The 19,958-nt window shown below is 54.7% G+C and carries 19 protein-coding genes; 11 read left to right on the forward strand and 8 right to left on the reverse strand.

Annotated features, from left to right (window positions below; all coding sequences use genetic code 11):
* Positions 1–193 precede the first annotated feature (193 nt).
* Complete coding sequence (gene trpE / locus MFFC18_RS02040) at positions 194–1,714, forward strand: anthranilate synthase component I (protein WP_075084809.1); 1,521 nt, start codon at positions 194–196, stop codon at positions 1,712–1,714.
* 128 nt (positions 1,715–1,842) lie between these two features.
* On the opposite strand, the gene MFFC18_RS02045 is transcribed toward trpE, so the two are convergent.
* The 4 genes from MFFC18_RS02045 to trpA form a co-directional block, all read right to left on the reverse strand.
* The gene (locus tag MFFC18_RS02045; RefSeq protein ID WP_075084808.1) at positions 1,843–2,955 is read right to left on the reverse strand and encodes a glycosyltransferase; all 1,113 of its coding nucleotides are present in this window, start codon (positions 2,953–2,955) and stop codon (positions 1,843–1,845) included.
* Positions 2,952–4,178, reverse strand: coding sequence for a glycosyltransferase family 4 protein (locus MFFC18_RS02050; protein WP_075084807.1), 1,227 nt, complete (start codon positions 4,176–4,178; stop codon positions 2,952–2,954). Before MFFC18_RS02050 ends, MFFC18_RS02045 begins: the two co-directional genes overlap by 4 nt.
* Entirely contained in the window at positions 4,175–4,699 is a 525-nt protein-coding gene (hpt, locus tag MFFC18_RS02055; RefSeq protein ID WP_075084806.1) for a hypoxanthine phosphoribosyltransferase, read from the reverse strand. Before hpt ends, MFFC18_RS02050 begins: the two co-directional genes overlap by 4 nt.
* A gap of 147 nt (positions 4,700–4,846) precedes the next feature.
* On the reverse strand, positions 4,847–5,653 hold the full coding sequence (gene trpA, locus MFFC18_RS02060) for a tryptophan synthase subunit alpha (protein WP_075084805.1): 807 nt from the start codon (positions 5,651–5,653) through the stop codon (positions 4,847–4,849).
* 223 nt (positions 5,654–5,876) lie between these two features.
* On the opposite strand from trpA, the gene MFFC18_RS02065 reads away from it, so the two are divergent.
* Positions 5,877–7,154, forward strand: a complete 1,278-nt coding sequence (locus tag MFFC18_RS02065; protein ID WP_087149657.1) for a radical SAM protein — start codon at positions 5,877–5,879, stop codon at positions 7,152–7,154.
* A 186-nt stretch (positions 7,155–7,340) separates the two neighbouring features.
* Here MFFC18_RS02065 and mutM read toward each other — a convergent pair whose 3' ends face one another.
* Positions 7,341–8,180 (reverse strand): bifunctional DNA-formamidopyrimidine glycosylase/DNA-(apurinic or apyrimidinic site) lyase, encoded by an 840-nt coding sequence (gene mutM, locus MFFC18_RS02070; protein WP_075084804.1) that lies wholly within the window; start codon positions 8,178–8,180, stop codon positions 7,341–7,343.
* A 502-nt stretch (positions 8,181–8,682) separates the two neighbouring features.
* Between mutM and trpB the strand changes: the two genes are divergently transcribed.
* From trpB to MFFC18_RS02085, 3 genes are all read left to right on the forward strand, one after another.
* Positions 8,683–9,915 carry a tryptophan synthase subunit beta gene (trpB, locus tag MFFC18_RS02075; protein ID WP_075084803.1) on the forward strand — a complete coding sequence of 411 codons (1,233 nt, stop codon included), beginning with the start codon at positions 8,683–8,685 and terminating at the stop codon, positions 9,913–9,915.
* Positions 9,916–9,953: 38 nt separating this feature from the next.
* Complete coding sequence (locus MFFC18_RS02080) at positions 9,954–10,946, forward strand: 3-keto-disaccharide hydrolase (RefSeq protein ID WP_157665158.1); 993 nt, start codon at positions 9,954–9,956, stop codon at positions 10,944–10,946.
* Positions 10,947–11,052: 106 nt separating this feature from the next.
* A complete protein-coding gene (locus MFFC18_RS02085; protein ID WP_238381274.1) occupies positions 11,053–12,096 on the forward strand; it encodes a DUF1593 domain-containing protein in 1,044 nt (347 codons plus the stop codon).
* 39 nt (positions 12,097–12,135) lie between these two features.
* Here MFFC18_RS02085 and MFFC18_RS02090 read toward each other — a convergent pair whose 3' ends face one another.
* The gene (locus tag MFFC18_RS02090; RefSeq protein WP_075084800.1) at positions 12,136–13,080 is read right to left on the reverse strand and encodes a DMT family transporter; all 945 of its coding nucleotides are present in this window, start codon (positions 13,078–13,080) and stop codon (positions 12,136–12,138) included.
* 277 nt (positions 13,081–13,357) lie between these two features.
* On the opposite strand from MFFC18_RS02090, the gene MFFC18_RS02095 reads away from it, so the two are divergent.
* From MFFC18_RS02095 to MFFC18_RS02120, 6 genes are all read left to right on the forward strand, one after another.
* Positions 13,358–14,152, forward strand: coding sequence for a thymidylate synthase (locus tag MFFC18_RS02095; protein WP_075084799.1), 795 nt, complete (start codon positions 13,358–13,360; stop codon positions 14,150–14,152).
* A gap of 181 nt (positions 14,153–14,333) precedes the next feature.
* Positions 14,334–14,843 (forward strand): dihydrofolate reductase, encoded by a 510-nt coding sequence (locus MFFC18_RS02100; protein WP_075084798.1) that lies wholly within the window; start codon positions 14,334–14,336, stop codon positions 14,841–14,843.
* 194 nt (positions 14,844–15,037) lie between these two features.
* Positions 15,038–15,340, forward strand: coding sequence for a ribosome hibernation-promoting factor, HPF/YfiA family (hpf, locus tag MFFC18_RS02105; RefSeq protein ID WP_075084797.1), 303 nt, complete (start codon positions 15,038–15,040; stop codon positions 15,338–15,340).
* A gap of 187 nt (positions 15,341–15,527) precedes the next feature.
* Positions 15,528–16,004, forward strand: a complete 477-nt coding sequence (locus MFFC18_RS02110) for a PTS sugar transporter subunit IIA (RefSeq protein WP_075084931.1) — start codon at positions 15,528–15,530, stop codon at positions 16,002–16,004.
* A gap of 26 nt (positions 16,005–16,030) precedes the next feature.
* Positions 16,031–16,345: an HPr family phosphocarrier protein gene (locus MFFC18_RS02115; RefSeq protein ID WP_075084796.1), complete on the forward strand. Its 315-nt coding sequence runs from the start codon at positions 16,031–16,033 to the stop codon at positions 16,343–16,345.
* A 216-nt stretch (positions 16,346–16,561) separates the two neighbouring features.
* Entirely contained in the window at positions 16,562–18,172 is a 1,611-nt protein-coding gene (locus MFFC18_RS02120) for an Rne/Rng family ribonuclease (protein ID WP_075084794.1), read from the forward strand.
* 196 nt (positions 18,173–18,368) lie between these two features.
* Here the strand turns inward: MFFC18_RS02120 and MFFC18_RS02125 are convergent, their stop codons facing one another.
* Entirely contained in the window at positions 18,369–19,013 is a 645-nt protein-coding gene (locus MFFC18_RS02125) for an RNA polymerase sigma factor (protein WP_087149656.1), read from the reverse strand.
* Between the two features lie 15 nt (positions 19,014–19,028).
* A complete protein-coding gene (locus MFFC18_RS02130; RefSeq protein WP_075084792.1) occupies positions 19,029–19,739 on the reverse strand; it encodes an FHA domain-containing protein in 711 nt (236 codons plus the stop codon).
* Between the last annotated feature and the right edge of the window lie 219 nt (positions 19,740–19,958).

A 19,958-nucleotide genomic window follows, 5' to 3' on the forward strand; every position in this document is an offset into this window, starting at 1 on the left:
GACCCCGTTCAGCCAACCGGTTGGCCAGCAACGATTGTCCTCGGTTCGTCCGTATGGCGGGCTAAACACAAGAGTGTAAACAGTATCCAGGCAGAATATTCAGCCATCGATTCGCTCACGTAACCGCTCGTGGCGAAGCCGTGCTGATTTTGCGAACACGAAGATCGGCTCCGCGAGCCAAACCCTACGACTCATGACCTTGATTCCTGATTTTTCATCTTTTTCCCAGCTGGCCACGTCGCACAACGCGATCCCTGTCTTCCGAAAGTTGCTTAGCGATTCGTTGACGCCTGTTTCAGCGTTTCGAAAAATCGATCGCGGAGGAACTGCCTGCCTTTTTGAAAGTGTTATCGGCGGGGAAAAAGTCGGACGGTACAGCATTCTTGCGGCGGACCCGAAATTCGAAATCTCCGCAACAGGAACCGAAGTCACGCTCACTGAAAAAGCAAATTCTGGCGGTGATGCTTCGCCAAAGACTTGGCAATGCGACAATCCGCTGGAGGAAATTCGCAAGCACATCGATTCGGTCAATGTCGCCATTCTGGAAGGGCTCCCGCCTTTCGCTGGAGGAGCAATCGGGTTCGCGGGCTACGACGTGATCCGCTACGTAGAGGACCTCCCGAACGCGCCAGAAGATGACCGTCAGTTGGACGACATGAGTTTTGCGTTCTATGACTCGATGCTGATCTTCGACCACATCAACAAAACCATTTTCGTGATGGCATTGGCGTGGTTGGACGATTTCGATTCAACACAGGCCGCCTACGACGACGCTTCGGCGCGAATTGACGATTTGGTGGCGCGCTTGCAGGCTCCAGAGACAGGCAAAGAATTCGACTTTATGAATGTGGCTCCGACCAGCGGAGATCCACCCGAGTACACGTCGAACATGACCCGGGAATCGTTCGGCGATGCCGTCAAGGAATGCATCGAGTACATCCACGCCGGAGACATTTTTCAGGTCGTGCTTAGCCAGCGACTTTCGCTCGATATTGAGTGCGATCCGCTGGAGATCTATCGCAGTTTGCGCGTGCTCAACCCCAGCCCGTTCATGTTTTTTCTTCGCAGCCCCAAATGTACTTTGGTAGGCAGTTCGCCAGAGATCATGTGCCGGGTCGTGGACGGCGAAGTAACGGTGCGGCCTCTGGCAGGAACGAGAAAACGCGGTGCGACGCCCGAGGAGGACAAGCGGCTTGAAGAAGAACTGCTGGCGGACGAAAAAGAACGCGCGGAGCACGTGATGTTGGTCGACCTTGGCCGCAATGACGTTGGGCGAGTCGCGAAGTACGGTTCGATTGAGCTTCCCGACATCATGATCGTGGAACGCTACAGCCATGTGATGCACATTTCGTCTTCGGTGACCGGTCAGCTGCGAGATGATTGCGATGCGTTTGACGCGTTGATGGCGAGCCTGCCAGCCGGTACGGTTTCGGGGGCTCCGAAGGTTCGTGCGATGGAGATCATTGACGAGTTCGAACCGCATCGGCGTGGACCGTATGCGGGCGCCGTTGGCTACGTGGACTATTCAGGGAACATGGATACCTGTATCGCGCTGCGAACGATGGTGATCAAGGACGGCAAAGCCTGGGTTCAGGCCGGCGCAGGCATTGTGGCGGACAGCGATCCGGACGCGGAGTACGAAGAGACGCTGAACAAAGCACTCGGTTTGCTGCGAGCAATTCAAGCGGCTCACGCGCGAACTTCAGGCGATTGATGGAACTGGGCCGGCTCTCGTTTTGAATCGGCCAAATGCCCTGCGAGTTCGGTTGGCGGAAGCTTCCAGCCTGCGATGGCTTTTCCGTGATCTCTATCGGGCTCTATGGATTCCGAGCCCGTTTCGCTCTACGAGTTCGAATAGATCGCTCGATATCCATCAGCCATTTCGGAAACCGCAAACTTTCCATCCACTGACGCCCTGCCCTGATCCGCCAGCTGACGACCCGATTCCGTTTGCTCCAGCAGATACTTTGTCCAACGAGCAAACTCGTCGCGGGCACCAAAGTTCGTCGCGAACCCCGTTTCCTGATGCTCAATCGTTTCCGACGTCCCTGGCCCGTAAACCGAAATCACAGGTACGCCGCTTTGCATCGCGTGATGCATCGCTGACGGCAAAGGCTCATTCAAATGCGACTGCCAGAAAAAATCCAGCCCCGGAATCAGTGTCTGGGCATCAACTTCCGCATCAATGAAGTGCACGTGGTGACCGGCTTCGGTTTGAGACGCAAACTTTTCCAGTCGCGTCCGCTGCGAACCGTTGCCGAAAATGAAAAAGTGTACGTCGTCGCGAATGCAGGTCAGCAAATCCGTTGCCCAAATGAGATCCTTGAGCCGCGAACGTGGCACCAGCGGCGCTACGGCTCCGGCGATGTGAACGTGCTCGCCAAAGCCACCAAGTTGCACCAGCTTTCGCCGCGCCGATTCGCGATCGGGTGAGCTGGGGCCAATCGAACTGGCAACGATCGAAATTCGATCTTCGCGGTACTGATGGCTGACCAGCGACTTTTTGATTTCTTCGTGCGGCACAACGTATTGCAGCACTGGACTGCCCAGCCGACGGTCGATCGCTTCGAACGTCATGTTCGTGGAAGGTCGGACGTACAGCTCTGTCACGAACTTGCGAACCGAATCAACATCGAACGAGGCCGCCAACATCACGCGTTCCGCAGGCTGACACCAGGCGTGAACGATGTTCGGCTGCAATCGCCTGATCAGCTTCCTCAAACGCAAACCCGATCGAGTCAAAGTGCGAACCGAGATGGCCTGATTGAGGGATGTGCCGAGAAAGTGAAATTCTGTGTTGGACACGGAAAACATGGGTGAATTTTGAGCCGGACCAAGCACCGCGACGTGCACATCAAAGTCGTCGCCGATCGCTCCGGTCAGCAATTCCAGTTGCCGGGTCGCGCCGAATCGGTCCAGCGAATCGATCACAAAAAGCAGACGTTGTTGGCTCACGAGAACGATGCTCCCGAAGCATTTTCGGGCTGACGAACGCCCAGCAATGACTCCAGAAACACACTGCCAATTCTGGCCATATCAATCGCTGGCCGGAACTGTGTTGCCGCATTGGCGCCCAACTCCAAACGTTTGTCGCTGTTGCGAAGTGCCATCGTGATCGCTTCGCCAAGCGCCACTGGATTGCCTGGCGGCGCAATGATGCCGGTTGAGTCGCGTTGGACTTCGATCATCTCGCCAATCCTTCGTCCGTCAGGATCACGTTTGGCAATGGATTCGGTCGAGTTGTCAGTCACCAGTGGGCAGACTCCGTTGGCTATCGCTTCCAGCAGGCAGCGGCAATTCACCGCGCCACGCATCGGGTGCACGTAAAGATCCGCGGCCTGAAAAATCTCGTCCAGATCGTCGAAATAGCCCGGCATGATCGCCGTGTAAATCATGTCGTGATCGGAAATCGTGTCCCAGACTTTCCGCGAGCGTGGCCCGTCACCGAGGATCCACAGTTTGGCTTTGGGGAACGACTCAAGCACGATCTTCCAGGCTCGAACCAGATCACAGACTCCGCCGTCGCCGTTGAGCGGAGCGCCCGTCACGACCAAAGGCTGGGCCGGATCGATTCTCAAAATCGGGTGAGCGTCGCCAAGTGCCGTTCTTGAATTGGCTTGTTGCAGCAGTGAACGTTCGGGTTCGGCGCGGCAGGTGACGCCATCGGAAACCAGCTCCACACGCTGCGGCAAAGCGGTCTTTCGCATGACCAGTTCGTTTCGCGTTCGCAGTGAATCGCAAATCACCGCGTCGGCCAGGTTCAATCGAAGGTTTTTTTGAATCGTACGGTTCGTCCTGACGACCGCGCGATGGTCGATGCGAACGACGCAAGGCACTGAATCGCCGACGAGTTTTCGGACCGGAGGCAGGTCTTCTCCGCTGCCAAAGAGCAAAACGGCGTCCGGCTGAAACAAATCCAGTTCGCGGATCAATGCCCGTTGGTAACGGTAAGTGCCCCAAGGTCCCGAACTGGGCCGCGACAGACGACGAAGATCAAATTCGCGAAACGAGCACTCCGTCGGCCAACCTTTTTGCCACGCTGAGGTAAACAGCCTGACATGATTTCCGGCACCGCTGAAATGGTCGCCAAGGTCAGCGATAAAGTGTTCCGTAGGACCGCTGATCGGCCAAAACCGTCGCGTGACGATCGCGATTCGTTGTGGCGTCGAAGGCGTCATGCGTTGGGTTCGAGGTCGGAATCTTCCAGACAGGCCAGGTACGGCAAGTTTCGGTACTCGTCGTTGTAATCCAGCCCGTAACCCACGACGAATTCATCGGGAATGTCAAAGGCAATGAACTCCGGACGGTATTCGACTTCCTGCCGACCGGTCTTGCAAAGCAACACTGCCGACTGCAGCGATGTCGGACCGTAATCCGCAACCAATGCGGTGACTTTGTCGAGCGTATGTCCGGTGTCGAAGATGTCGTCGATCAACAGGACTTCGCGGTCCTTGATGTCGAGCATCATTTCGGCGTTGATCGTCAGGTCGCCTCGCTCAGTGCCTTCATAGCTGCTCGTTTGCAGGACGCCGACGCGAGTTGGCATGCGAAGCTTCCGAATCAGGTCAGCGCCGAGCACGATGCTGCCGGTCAGAATGCAGATGATCGTCAGAGGCTTGTCGCCGTAATGAGCGTTGATGGCGTCGGCAAGTTTTTCGACGCCATCGTTGAGCTGATTTTCGTCAAGAAGAGTTTTCACGGTTGCTCGAAAATGGTGGTTCGGAGGAAATGATTGTAAGCCATCAATGAAACAGCGATAAGGTCGAAAACTGCAGTGGCGTAGGCTTCCAACCTGTGATTAAAAGTATTGCGCACACAGGCTGGAAGCCTATGCCACCGTTTGGCTTCAACCCGAGATCGCCGACAGCATTTCTTTGCTGAAGGCCGCCACGTCGGCGGCAGCGTCGTCTTTCGAAGTCCCGTTTTCGATCGCCGCGACGCGTCGCACAATCGCCGAGCCAACGATCATGCCGTCGGCAACAGGTTTGAGGATCTGAGCGTGCTCTGGCTGGCTGATTCCGAAGCCAACGCAAATCGGAAGATCCGTTTGCCCGCGAAGCCACGAAACATTGTCCACCAAATCATCCGGCAGTGCAGTCCGTTCGCCGGTGATGCCAGCGATCGAAACGTAGTAAATGAATCCGCTTGAGTTTTCCGCAATCGTCAGTGCCCGATCGCGAGGCGTCGTTGGCGTGACCAGCTGGATCAGGCTGAAGTCTCGCTGCTTGCACTTGGCCGCAAACTCCGCCGACTCGTCGACCGGCATGTCGGGCACGATCGCGCCGGCGACACCCGCGTCGATGGCTTTGTCCAAAAAGGCATCCAAACCGACGCGGTAAATGATGGCGTAGCTGATCATCGTCACCACCGGCATTTCGATTTCGGACGTGGTGGACTTGAGCATCGCCAGAATCGCATCCAGCTTCGTGCCAGCGTTGAGGGCTCGGGTGTAAGACGCCTGAATCACCGGACCGTCGGCGATCGGATCGCTGTACGGGATGCCGACTTCCGCCAAATGACAGCCCGCGGCGTCAAGCTTTCTCAACAGCTGGCCGGTGAATTCGAGGTCCGGGTCGCCCGCGGTGATGAACGGCATAAACGCCTTTTGTTCGCTGGCTCGCAGTTTCTGAAAAAGTTCGTCGATCTGGGACATGTAATATTTTCGTTTTCGGTTGAGTTAAGCAGAACATTCTAGCCGCGGTCGGTTTGAATTCCATGGTGGCCAGCTTGCATTTGTCGGTGCGGACCGGAAGCAATCGGCCTATAATCGTCGTCGTGGCACGCGCGTGAGCCAGCGGTCTCACCGAGAAAAATGCACCACACGGTGGAGATCTCCGTGCCGCGAATTTTAAAACGTTCAATCTTCCGAGACCAACATGCTCATAGGCCTGACAAAACGAATGCTCTTTGAGACCGACAAACGGCTTCTGTGGAAGCTGGTTTGGAACATGGGCATCAAGGGGATTCGCAGCGTCCAGAAACACAAAAAACGGCTCAAAAAAGGCGAGTTCTTTCCGCCTTATTTGTACATCTCGATCATCAACAGTTGTAACCTCCGCTGCCAGGGTTGCTGGGTCGACGTCGATCACAAACAACAGAAGATCGATGTCCCGGCGATGAACCGGATGATCACCACGGCCAAGAAAATGGGGAACTCGTTTTTCGGGTTGCTCGGCGGTGAACCGTTCATGCACAAGGAACTGTTCGATGTTTTGGAAGCTCATCCCGACGCGTACTTTCAGGTTTTCACCAACGGCCATTTCATTACCGATGAAGTCGCCAAGCGTTTGCGCAAATGTGGCAACGTGACGGTGTTGGTCAGCGTCGAAGGCAGCGAAATCGTTAGCGACACTCGCCGCGGCAAAGAAGGCGTTTACTCGGCGACAATGAAGGGGATTGAGAACTGCCTGAAGAACAAAGTCATGACCGGGGTTTGCACGAGCCTTTGTCAGTCAAATTTTGATGAGCTGTTGACCGAAAAGTGGGTCGACAATCTGATCGAGATGGGCGTGCTCTACACATGGTTCCACATTTACCGTCCTGTTGGACCCGACTCGAATCCGGATCTTGCTCTGACGCCGCAGCAGCAACGCGTCGCTCGCCAGTTCGTCGTCGATATGCGTTGCAAGAAGCCAATCATTTTCATTGACGCCTACTACGATGCCGATGGTCATGCCTTGTGTCCGGCTGCAACGGGCTTCACGCATCACATCAATCCGTGGGGCGACGTTGAGCCTTGCCCAATCATTCAGTTCGCCAAAGAATCGATTCACGACGAACGGCCATTGGATCAGGTGTTCAACGAGTCCGAATATCTTCGTGACTTCCGTAAGACGGCGGCGGAGCACACTCGCGGTTGCATCGTACTGGAGCGTCCGGACTTGATTGAGTCGCTGGCCGATCGGCACGGTGCGAAGGATTCGACCGCGCGAAAGAAAGCTCTGGCTGAACTCCAGGCCGCCGCGGCGCATTCGTCACAGTATGCTCCTGGCAGCGAGCCGATTCCGGAAAAGAGTTGGGCTTATCGCTTGGCGAAAAAGTTCGCGTACCACGACTATGGCGTGTACGACGAGCATTTCAAGGAAGAGAACTGGATCGATCCGAACGACAATCCTCGCGAGCCTGGCGAGTCGGAGTTGGTGCAACTGGGGTAAGGTGGCATAGGCTTCCAGCCTGTGTCAGCATCTCGTTTGCATTTGTCGTAGTGGTGGCTTCCAGCCGCCGCATTTTGTTCTTCCGAATCAAGAACTGCTTTTTGTTTCCAGGGCGACGGCATGCAAACAGAGGCGGCTAGAAGCCGCCACTACGACGTGCAATCACAGGCCAGAGGCCTATGCCACCTAGCGCTTCTTCTGGCACGCCTTGCAATAAAACGTGCTTCTTTGAGCCTGCACGATCCGAAGCACGTTCCCTTTTCCGCACGACGGACACGTCTCCCCTGCCCGATCGTAAACGCGATGTTCATTCTGGTAGCTGCCTTCATCGTTGAGCGCGTTGCGATACGTGCCATCTGACAGCGTCGAACCTTCGTGGCGAATCGCGGTCTCCAGAACTTCCACCGTAAATTCAAATATGCGGTCCCACTGCTTCTTCGACAGCCGATCACAACGGGCTTGCGGGTGAACGTGCGCCAGATGCAAAATCTCCGACGCATAAATGTTGCCGATGCCCGCGATGCGAGACTGTTCCAGCAAGGCGACTTTTACTTCACGGCGCGACGAATTAAATCGGCCCGGGAAATCCTTGCGAGAAATCTCCAGCGCGTCCGGGCCAAGCGAACCATCGCTGAGCTTGGCTTGATATTGCTTTTCTGATAGCAATGCGATCTGCCCGAGGCCGCGACGATCCCAAAAAAGTAGTTCTTTGTGTTTGCACTTCTTCAGTCGCAAACGAAAGCGAAGATGTTCATCGGTAGGCGGATCGGTCACCAGCACCAGACCCGTCATCCGCGGCTCCATGATGATTCGGTCACCCGTTTCCATGCGAATGACGACGCGTTTGCCCAGCCGATCGACCGACGCAATCTTTACTCCGGCGACTCGTTTGTTCAGGTGGTCGATCCTTGGCTTAATCTGGATCGGACGTTTCGCGCAGGGAGTTCGTTCGGCCGCAATAATCGTCGCGCCGGCAATTCCCGCGACTCCGCGACGCATGGTTTCGACTTCAGGAAGTTCTGGCATGATGGTTCGTGTTGAAGTGTTGAGTAAAAAGGCTTGAGCGTCGCCTCGCCGGCTTACGGGCTTGGCTACAAGGCAGGGATCAGGTCCTTCAATTGATCGATGGGGTCAGTGCATGTATCAACTCCACGAAGTTCCGCCTCAAGTTGTTTTGTCGCATCCTGGGAACGCGCCGTGAGTTTTTCGCCATCCAGGAGGATCGGGCAATGGCAGGCAGTCAATGCGGGGAGGAGAAGATTCATGGCTTTGTGAAGATGTGGATCGGTCGTCGGTATTCTGTTTTAGCGGTTGACCGTGTCGGGAACCGTTTTGACAATGGACTCTTCATCCTAACCGGAACCTCATCGCGATGCTGTTCGGCCTTGCTCGTAAGAAGATTACGCGGATCGACGAAAGTTGCGAATCGAATTGATGGGCTGTTACCAAAGAGATCGCCGGAGCTCAAAGCCCGATCCGATCACGCTCCACGTCAGGATTTTTACAACACGAACTTATTGCGACCACCATGCCCACATCTTTTCTTGACGCTCCCAGCCCAGATGCCAGCTTGCCCGATGAGAACGGTCGATTCGGTGAATTCGGAGGCCGCTACGTTCCCGAGACCCTTGTTCAGGCTCTGGACCAACTCGAAGCCGAATACAACAAGGCGAAAAACGATCCCGAATTTATGGAGCAACTGAAAGTGCTCCTGCGAGACTTCGTCGGCCGCCCTTCCCCGATGTATTTCGCCAAGCGGTTGACTGAGCAAACCGGCGGAGCCCAGATCTGGTTCAAACGTGAAGACGTCAATCACACCGGCGCTCACAAGATCAACAGTACACTCGGTCAAGCGTTGCTGACGCAGCGGATGGGCAAGACGCGAGTCATCGCGGAAACCGGTGCGGGACAACACGGCGTGGCAACGGCAACGGCGTGTGCTCATTTCGGTTTGCCTTGCGTGGTCTATATGGGCGAAGAAGATGTTCGCCGCCAATCGCCAAACGTGCAAAGCATGCGAATGATGGGCGCCGAGATCCGTCCGGTGACAACAGGATCGCGGACTTTGCGTGACGCCGTCAACGAAGCCATGCGGGACTGGATGGGTAGCGTCGAGAACACGCATTACATTCTCGGTAGCGTCGTCGGACCGCATCCCTTTCCCGTCATCGTTCGCGACTTCCAGGCGATCATCGGTGAAGAGACGATTGACCAGTCGATGGAGCGTTTTGGCCGACTACCGGATGCTGTCGTGGCTTGCGTCGGTGGCGGAAGCAACGCGGCAGGCATGTTCTTTCCTTTCGTGGCTCGCACCGACGTGCCGCTGATTGGCGTAGAGGCCGGTGGGCACAACGACACGCCAGGCCAACACGCGTCGAGTCTGACTTACGGTCGGCCAGGCGTTTTGCACGGCAGCTTCAGCTACGTCTTGCAGGACGACGACGGCCAAACGGATGATGTACACTCGGCGTCAGCCGGGCTGGACTATCCTGGCGTAGGTCCCGAGCACAGTCACTGGAAGAAAACGGGGCGCGTCGAATACCGCAGTTGTCGCGATGACGAGGCGTTGGCGACGTTTGACATGATTGCCAAAACGGAAGGCATTTTGCCGGCTCTCGAGTCGTCACATGCGATCGCAAAAGGCATCGAAGTTGCAAAAGAACGAAACAAAGACGAGATCGTCGTGGTTTGTCTTTCCGGCCGTGGCGACAAAGACGCGGCAGAGATCCAGCGACTGCAAAGTGAACGCGACGCTTCCTGACGAATCAACATTTTTGCCAAACCCTACGAGACGACATGATGAACCAGATTTCGAAACTGATGCTCTCTGCGATGCTGATCGCGCTGTTCGCGAATGCGAGTTTTGCTCAGGAAAAAGCGTCCTTTGCAGGCCAATGGGACTCGGTTGCCGTGCTGCCGGACGGGAATGAGTCCGAGTCCGTTGTGACGCTGTCGATGGACGATGGAAAGCTTTCCGGTTACCTCAACGGCGACAACGGAAAGACAGAATTCGAAACAGTTACCACGGATGGCGATTCAATCTTCATTGCGTTCAGCATCGAAGTCCAGGGCGCAATGCGCGACATCGAAGTCGAAGCCGAGCTTACGGACGACGGATCACTCGACGGTGAATGGGCAGTCATCATCGACGATCAGGAAGCTGCGACCGGCGAATGGTCGGCGACTCGCAAAGTCACGACAGAAATTCTCTTTGACGGTAAATCGTTGGACAACTTCCGCGGATACAAGAAAGAAGAAATCGGCAAAGGTTGGAAAGTCGAAGACGGCACGGTGTACTTCGACGGTTCAGGTGGCGGCGACATCATCACGAAAAAGGAATACGGCAGCTTTGAGTTGACGTTCGATTGGAAAATTTCCGAAGGCGGAAACAGCGGCGTGATGTATCGCGTCAAAAAGGGCGACGGTGCTCCTTACATTACCGGCATCGAGTATCAGATTCTCGACAACGACAAACATGCTGATGGGAAAAGACGCATCACCAGTGCGGCCGCGTTGTATGCTCTGTACCCACCCGGTGACGAGCAACCTAAAAAGGTTGGTCAGTGGAATACCACCAAGATCGTTATCAAAGGCGACCACGTTGAGCACTATCTCAACGGCAAGAAAGTCGTTGACGTCACCATCGGCAGCGACGAGTGGAAAGAAAAAGTTGCGGCCAGCAAGTTCGCGACCTGGGATAAGTTCGGCAAGAGCAAGACGGGTCACATCGCGTTCCAGGATCACGGTAATCCGGTCTGGTACCGAGACATCAAGATTAAAGCTCTCGATTAATCTCGCTGTGATAGCGGCACGGTGGTCTTCACCGTGCACCGCTTCCTTCGGAGAAGTCCAGTTGCCACTTCTGAAATTTTGGTTGTGAACGATGCGAGGTGTTCCGGTGTCCAGCAAACTTGCCACAATTTTAACTTTCATTGCCTGTCTGGTCGCATGCTGGGGAAACGGCTTTGCCGACGCCGGATTCGCTGACGAACTTCGGCCTCGGTTGGTCGTGATGACCGATATCGGTGGCGATCCGGACGACCAGCAGTCGCTGGTTCGCTTGATGGTCTACGCGAACAAATTTCGAATTGAAGGCTTGATCGCGACAGCGTCAGGGACGCCGGGTGAGTTGGACGTTGCGACGACGCGAGCCGATTTGATTCGCGAAATCGTTTCGGTGTACGGCGAAGTTCGGGCAAACCTTTCCCGCCACGAAGACGGTTGGCCTGAAACGCAATCGCTGCTGGAGTGTATCAAGTCCGGGAATCCCGAACGCGGGAGAGAGAACGTCGGCGAAGGCAACGACACCGAGGGTTCCAATTGGTTCATCGAGGTCGTGGATACGGCCTCGATAGACGACCCGGTCAATCTCGCCATTTGGGGCGGACAGACAGATCTCGCCCAATCGCTTTGGCGGGTTCGCAACGACCGTGGTGAGCGTGGTTTGGCCGATTTCGTGAAAAAATTCCGTGTCTACGATATTGCCGATCAAGACGGAATTGCCAATTGGATGCGGACCGAATTTCCAGGGATGTTTTACATTCTCAGCAAGGCTCCGGCTGGGGTCGACATGCGAAACGCTGCGTTTCGCGGTATGTATCTTGGTGGTGACGAATCGCTGACTTCTGCGAAGTGGATCGAAAGTCAAATTCGCAGCACGGGACCGCTGGGCAAGCTTTATCCAACCAAAACGTGGACGGCGCCCAATCCGCACAGCTGCATGAAAGAAGGCGATACGCCGTCATGGTTTTTCTTCTTGCCCGCAAGTGGCAATGATCCCGCCGATCCTGGCAAACCCGGTTGGGGCGGTCAGTTTCGCAAGACCGAAGACGGTTGGTTTCGCGAAGACCCGTCCGACGACGATCCGCGAAAGACCGTCAATCGCTGGCGGCCGGATTTCCAAAAGGACTTTGCAAAACGAATGTCGTGGTGTCGAGAGTGATCCTCGAGTGCGAGAGGAGCTGAGCCTTCGGTGCAACGTTTACGGTTTTGGTGGCATTGGGTGGTTTCGACTGCGTCGCATCACGACCAGCCCGGCGATAATCAAAGCTCCGCCCCACAACTGTAGCGTCAACGGAATCTCTCCGATCATCCACCAGGCTCCAATCACCGCGACCAGTGGGATCACATTTTGATAGATCGAAGCGTGCGGGGCGCCGAGTTTCTGCACTCCGAAATTCCACATCGCGTAGGCGACTCCGGTTGAGAAGAATCCGGAGTACAGAATTGCCGCCATCGTCCACGGCTCAAATGCTGCTGACCAGTCGATGTGCGTGCCGAGCACTGCAAGTAGCCAGTGAATCGGCAGCGTCAACACGACCGAAAAGAACGCCAGGCGGATCGCTGATATGTGTTTCAGTAACGGCTTGCTGACGACGGCCGCGATCGACCACGCGAGGGCTGCGGCCAGCACGATCAGGTTTCCAGCCAGCGTCGCCGCCGAGGCACTGAACTCGCTTTTTTGAGCGATCACCAGGATCGTCCCCACTAACGTCAAAGTCAGGCCTTGCCAGGCGACTCGCGAAAGCCGGTCTTTCGTGACCAGCACCGCCAATAGCGCCGTCCACATCGGGCAGGACGACATGATCAACGCCGTGTTGCCAGCCGTCGTGCGGTAGATGCCTGCCAGAAAAGTGATCTGATAGACGGCTCCCGAGAGCATCGCGAAACCGACAACCCACCAAACCAGGTGGCGGTGATTTTCGCGGGCTGGTTTGTGGCGATTCCAACGGTTCTCGAAAAACAGGCACAACCAAAGCGCGAAACCGGACACCGTCAGACGGATTGCGTTGAAGAAATAGGGATCGATCTCCGAAACGCCGTATTTCATAACCGGCGCGTTGATTCCCCACAGTACGGCAACGGAAAACAGATTGAAGTCCGCCCAGAACCGGGATGAAGTCGAATTGGAATCGGAATCGGTCACAACGGTTCGCCAAAAGGTTTCGGGTCGGCGATGCTAACAGGGAATCGGTAAAACGCCAGAGCCTTGCACTTCACGTTGCTGTCGCTCCCCGCCCCAGCGGTTGTGCGTGGCTGTGGCTTCCAGCCGCAGTATTTGTTTGGAGCGTTGGCCTTAATGGGAGAGCCGGGTTTCGCTGACAAGTTCGCGCCGTTCAGCGCGTCTGCCTATGCCACCATGGAACGCCTGAGCCACTCTTGATGACTTGCGGATTGGGCTGGGACGAACTACAAAAACTGCCATGAAACAATACCTCAGTTTTCTCCAGCACATCCTCGACAACGGCGTCGACAAAAGCGACCGGACGGGAACCGGAACGCGAAGCGTATTTGGCCATCAAATGCGATTCGATCTCTCCGATGGCTTTCCGCTGGTGACCACCAAGAAGCTACACCTGCGCAGCATCATCCATGAACTGTTGTGGTTCCTGAAGGGTGAAACCAATATTGCCTATCTGCAAGAAAACAAAGTTCGAATTTGGGACGAGTGGGCGGACGAAAACGGAGACCTCGGTCCGGTCTACGGTTCGCAGTGGCGATCGTGGCAAGGCGCCGGTGGAGAAACGATCGACCAGATTTCCCAGGTCATCGAGCAAATCAAAACGACTCCTGATTCGCGGCGATTGATCGTCAGTGCCTGGAACGTCGCCGAAGTTCCAAAGATGAAACTTCCTCCCTGCCATCTGCTGTTTCAATTTTACGTTGCGGAGGGAAAGCTCAGCTGTCAGCTGTATCAACGAAGTGCCGATGCGTTTCTGGGCGTGCCCTTCAACATCGCGTCTTATGCGTTGCTGTTGCAGATGGTTGCCCAGGTGACGGGGCTTGACGTTGGCGATTTCGTGCACACCTTTGGTGACGCTCACATTTACAGCAACCACATGGAGCAAGTCGCATTGCAGTTGAGCCGCGAGCCGAAGGCGTTGCCGACGTTGAGGCTCAATCCCGACGTTGATTCAATTTTCGACTTCAAGTTTGAAGACATCGAAATCGTGGACTACGGTCCGCATCCGACGATCAAAGGCAAGGTTGCTGTTTGAGGTGGCGTAGGCTTCCAGCCTGTGAACGCGCTCGATGCTGTGCGGAAGTAGTGCTGAAGAATCCAGTTAGCGGTCAACGCTGCGGCAGGAAGCCACAATCACGTGAAATGTCAAAGCTGTCCTGAAACTTTGGCCCGCCATTGGCAACTCTCAGAGAGTGTCTTTAATAGAAAAAATACTGATGAGCAAAAAAACTGTCTCCATGATTGTCGCTGCGGCTGAAAACGGAATCATTGGCAAAAATGGAGACATGCCATGGCGGCTATCAGCGGACTTGAAGAACTTCAAACAAATCACCATGGGCAGCACCATCATCATGGGCCGCAAGACCTGGGATTCGATTCAGCGACTGCTGCCAGGCCGGACCACCGTCATTGTCACGCGTCAGGAAGACTTCCACGTGGAGGGTGCCATCGTCGTCAACAGCCTCGACGCAGCCCTGTCTGCCACCGAGGATCCGTCACCTTTTGTCGTCGGCGGGGCGGAGATTTATCGCCTGGCGCTGCCGCAGGTGACTCGAATTTATCTGACTCGGGTCCACGCCCAGATCGAGGGCGATACCGTGATGCCAGGAATCGATTTCAGTCGTTGGAAAGTCCTTGAATCAAATCGGCATTCGGCCGATGAGAAAAACTCCCACGATTACTCGTTCGAAATCTATGAAAAAGTGGCTGCGGGAGAAGTCCAGTAGGCACAAAAGTTTGGTTAGCCTTCATAATTTCCCGTTTGACGGCAATTCTGGCTCGGCAAAACCCGCAAACCGGGATTTGCGTTTGTCTGCCCTATTTTAAAAGGCTACAATTCTTCGGTGGTGCACCCGTACCGCCGAGGTGGGAATTCGTTCCGGCTTCTAACCAGACACGTGTGCAAAATTTCAGGTGAGTTGTGGAAGTAAAAGTAAACGCCAGAGACGGTGAATTGACCGACGCAGTCAAAGAGACGATCGAATCAAAAGTCTCCAAGCTGCCTCGATTTTTTGAACGCACAACAGCCATCCAGGTGATCGCTGACCTGAAACACGATGAGCCCAAAGTTGAAATTATTTTGTCGGCAGAAGGAGCAAGCGATTTCTTTGCTTCGGATTGCGGGGCGAATGTTATTTCGGCTTTGGATACAACCATCGCCAAGATGGAACAACAGCTACGAAAACACAAAGAGAAAATTACAGAACATCGCGAACGGCATTGATCGATAGCCAGTCCGGATAGCGTCAGCAATGTGCTGACGCTGCCAACCCATATGTTGGTGCCGGCTGCCCTGATGAGACACAACCTTCCCATTGTTGTTGAGTCTATTTTGGTTCGTCTTGGTGCGAACCGACCAGGGGCAGGCATCGGAAATTTCGTTTCGTGATACAAACCAAGGACAAGACACAATGAAATTTTCCGATTTTATTCATGACAAGGCAATCAACGCGACCATGGAAGCGACCGACAAGGAAGCTGTCATCCGCGAGCTTGTCGGAGGACTCGTTTCCTCTGGCGGTCTGAAGGCCAGCGACAAAGACGAAATTATTCAGGCCATTCTTAAACGTGAAGAACTGGGAACCACCGGCATCGGCCGAGGCATCGCGGTTCCTCACACCAAGCACGCCAGCGTGAGCAGTCCCGTTGGAACGGTCGGAGTCAGCTCCGAAGGCGTCGATTTCAAGAGTCTCGATGGAGAGCCGGTTCAGCTTTTCTTCATGCTGATCTCTCCTCCAGATCAACAGAGCGAGCATCTTAAGGCACTTGAGAACATTACCAAAAAGCTTCACGACGAAACGTTCTGCCGGTTCCTCAAGCAGTCCAAAACTGCCGATGACGTCCAGCAGATTCTTACTGAAGCTGACGACAATCAATTTGTTTCCTAACTAACGGTTCACCGATCCAATCTCCAATGTCCAGTAGTACTTCGGCTTCCGCGAAGGTCACCATTCAAAATCCGCAAGGTCTCCACATGAGGCCTGCGTATCTGTTTGCTGAAACCGCTTCGAAGTTTGACAGCCAAATCGAACTGATCAAAGACGACGTTCGAATCAACGGCAAAAGCGTGCTGGATATTTTGACACTCGGTGCAGCTCAGGGAACGGAAATTCTTCTCGAGGCCGTGGGCGAAGATGCCCTCGCTGCTGTCGAAATGCTGGAGCAACTGGTTGTCTCCGGATTTCCTACGCCAGAGAAACCGGGCGAAGCGTCCGAAACTCAGGCCTGATGTCGCCAAAGTGCTGAATTGAATTGGCTCGGTATTCCGACCCACAGGGTCCGCCGATGCTCGTGCTGTTCGAAGATTTCGAAAGCCATTCTGGTTCGCGGTTATCGCTGCGCCTGCCATGTGAGCTGAGCTTTTCATGCTCGTTCCGGTCGACCTCCACCCAACAATGTTCGGCCCAGGCTTTGATCGCCAAACCGAAAAGAAAGCACCTCTACCATGAAAAAAGAAATGCTAATCAATGCGCTTCAATCTGAAGAATGCCGCATTGCGATCGTTGAAAACCAAAGACTTGAAGAGCTCTACGTAGAACGAGCCAGTCAGGATAACTACGTCGGAAACGTCTACAAAGGCAAGATCGTCAACCTCGAACCAAGCATCCAGGCGGTGTTTGTCGACTTTGGCGTGGGACGCAACGGCTTTCTGCACATTAGCGATGTCGAGCCCAGCTACTTTCGTCAGGGCGGCTACGATCCCGATGAAATGATGCGGAAAGAAAAAGCCGATCGTGCCGCTCAACAGCGAAACGGCCGCTCTCGTCCACCGACACACGGTGGTTTTCGACCGCGTGTGAAGCCTCCGATTCAGGAACTGTTTCAGCGCGGAGACGAGGTTCTGGTGCAGGTCATCAAGGAAGGCATCGGCAACAAAGGCCCAACGCTTTCAACCTATATCAGCATTCCTGGCCGTTACCTCGTGCTGATGCCGGCCTTGGGTCGCGTCGGTGTGTCACGGAAGATTGAAGACGAAGACGAACGTCGTCGGCTCAAGGATTGTCTCTACGATCTGGATCCGCCAAAGGGGCTTGGGTTCATCGTCCGGACTGCCGGAATGGGGCGAAGCACGAAAGAGCTGTCCCGTGACCTCGCGTATCTGCTGAGGCTGTGGAAATCAATTGTCAATCGAATCCAGAATGTACCGGCTCCGACGGATATCTACGAAGAGAGCGATATGATGATTCGCACGATTCGTGATACGCTCAACGGCGACATTGATTCGGTCATTATCGACTGCCCGGATGCGTACCAGCGAGCCAAGGATTTCCTCAAGCTGGTCATGCCGCGGATGTCCAACAAGCTGGAGCTGTACAAGGGTAAGGACCCAATGTTCTACCACTTCAAAATGGAAAAGGAGATCGCCAAGATTCACTCTCGCGAAGTCCCACTTCCTGACGGTGGTTCGATTGTGATCGATCAAACTGAAGCACTGGTGGCGATCGACGTCAACAGCGGAAGTTTCCGGACCGATGACTCTGCTGAAGAAACGGCCTATCGGCTGAACATGTCAGCGGCGCGTGAAATTGCCCGCCAGCTGCGGCTCCGCGATCTTGGTGGTGTAATCGTGAACGACTTTATCGACATGCGTCGAGAAAAACATCGTCGTGGAGTTGAACGGGCGTTGCGGGATGCGATGAAGCGTGACCGCGCGAGAACCAAGATTCTGCGCACGTCTCCGTTTGGTCTGGTCGAAATGACGCGTCAGCGGATCAAGCCAGGTTTCAAACGATCTCTCTATCAGGAGTGCCCGTGTTGCAACGGTCGCGGCAACGTGAAGACAGCCGAGAGCGTGGCTTTGGATGTCATTCGCATGATGCTGGTCGCGTCGGAGCAGAAAAACTGTTCCACGGTTGTGATCAAAGTTCATGCAGATGTTGCGTCGTATTTGAACAATCAGAAACGCCGCGAATTGTCAGAACTTGAAGGCCGAGGTTCGATGGAAATTCGCATCAACGGTAGTGAGACCGTGTTTCCGGAATTCTTTGAGATCGACTGCATGGACGAGAATGGTCGAACCGTGCATTTGCCCGATCGACTTGGTGCCGGCAAGTAGTTGAGCCTGAAGTAGGCGAGTCTGTCTCAGACTCGCTGTCTCAGACTCGGCGATTCAGTTCCGCCTGAAACCTGTTTTGAACAGACAAGACAGGAACAGACATCACAGGCGGGGCAACGTTGAACAGAGAGTATCCTGCCAGAGTCTGTCTGAAACAGACTGTGCCTGTCTAAACAGGCGGTCTATGACAGTTGCTTTACTCTTCGTAAAGTTCTGGAAAGACTTCCTGGGACAAGCCCTTCCGTTTGATCAGCGTCCGGAGTCGGCTGAGGAAGTCGAACTTGTAGTTCGCGACTTGCTGTTCGGTGATGCCCAAGATTGAAGCCGCCGATTTGTTCGGCGTGCCCTTAACGATTAACAACTCCATGCATTTGAGCTTCAGCCAGTCGCCGTTCTTTTGCCACTTCGCCATCATGTCACCAATGGCTTCAGCGAGTGCGTCCTCTTCGAGCCGTTTGCGTTCGACGCTGCGAGCAATGCTGCTGGCCGGTCGAGCGTTGCCTTTAAGTTGCCACTGACCGCTGCTGGAATCGGCACCTGTCGACAGCGGAATTGCAGGTCGGCGCCCTTCGCGGCGCAGATGGTCCGTCAGCTTGTAAGCACAAATTGAAAACAGGTAGCTTTCCAGAGGCCGGGAACCGTCGTAGTTCGGAAGACTGTTCAGGAAACCGATGAAGGCCTCCTGGACGATGTCCTCGCTGGCTGAACGGTTCGAGAGTCGGCTATCGACGAACGCCAACAATCGCCCTTCATAGCGTGCGATTAGGTCGTTCCAGGCGTCGGAGTCCCCGGATCGAATTCTTCGGATCAGCGCGCGGTCTATTTCATTATTCTTTTTCACCCCGATGAGTCTGTTCTATCGGGGCAACTTTTTCAAGAAGGATCCCAGCTTTGAATCTTCCGGCTGAGTCGATTTAGCGGGAGCGTCGAGCTCGATTTCTACCCGTTTCACGGGATCCGGGCGGTCTACACCGTCCAAATGCATGTCAAAATCCGAGTTTTTATTCCCGGTCGGCAATCCGCCAATCGCACTCATCGAGATCGATTTCTCGGGAGTCGCACCTTCGATCGCCGGGCCGGAAAAGATATCGCTTGAATCGATGTCGACGCCAAGATCATCCAATGCGTCCAGCTCATCCAGATCTGCGGCGTTGACTTCTGGAAGGCTTTTTCCAGTATCGGATTCGCCTTCGGGTGCTTCGTCCAGCACGTCTTCTGACGACTGGACTTCCTGAAACTTCGGTGCCATTGGCGGCGGATCGATGCTACCGGAATCATAGATGGCACGAAACGTAACATTGCCAAGCGTCAGCAGTTCATTCGGCTTCAGCGGCTGGGAATCCGAGATGCGTTCGTTATTGACGTAAGTTCCGTTGAGAGATCCGAGGTCGCGAACGAAAAGCTGACCCTGATCCTCGAACAGTTCGGTGTGTTTTCGGCTGACAAGCTTATGGGGTAAAGTCAGCGAAACGCCCTCGCGGCCGCGGCCAATCACCGTTGGGAGGTTGAGTTGGACTTCCTTGCTTTTTGCGTCACCGCCAACAACAACTAGTTTTACGGACAGCATAGATATTCCTTTCTCGAGAGCCAATAAGCGAACCGACGCCAAATCGCGACGGACGGTTACGGGGGCGTCATGATACCAGTAAGTGACCTTCCTTGGTAGGAATTTTTCCTGAAGGCCCACGCAAAGCCCCTGCAATGACGTCAAAATCCGCGTTACCGGGCCATTCAGCTTTGATACCTCGTCTGTAAGACGGTTCTGATATCGTTCTGGTTCGAGGCA

This window comes from Mariniblastus fucicola (genome assembly GCF_008087665.1).
GTDB lineage: Bacteria > Planctomycetota > Planctomycetia > Pirellulales > Pirellulaceae > Mariniblastus > Mariniblastus fucicola.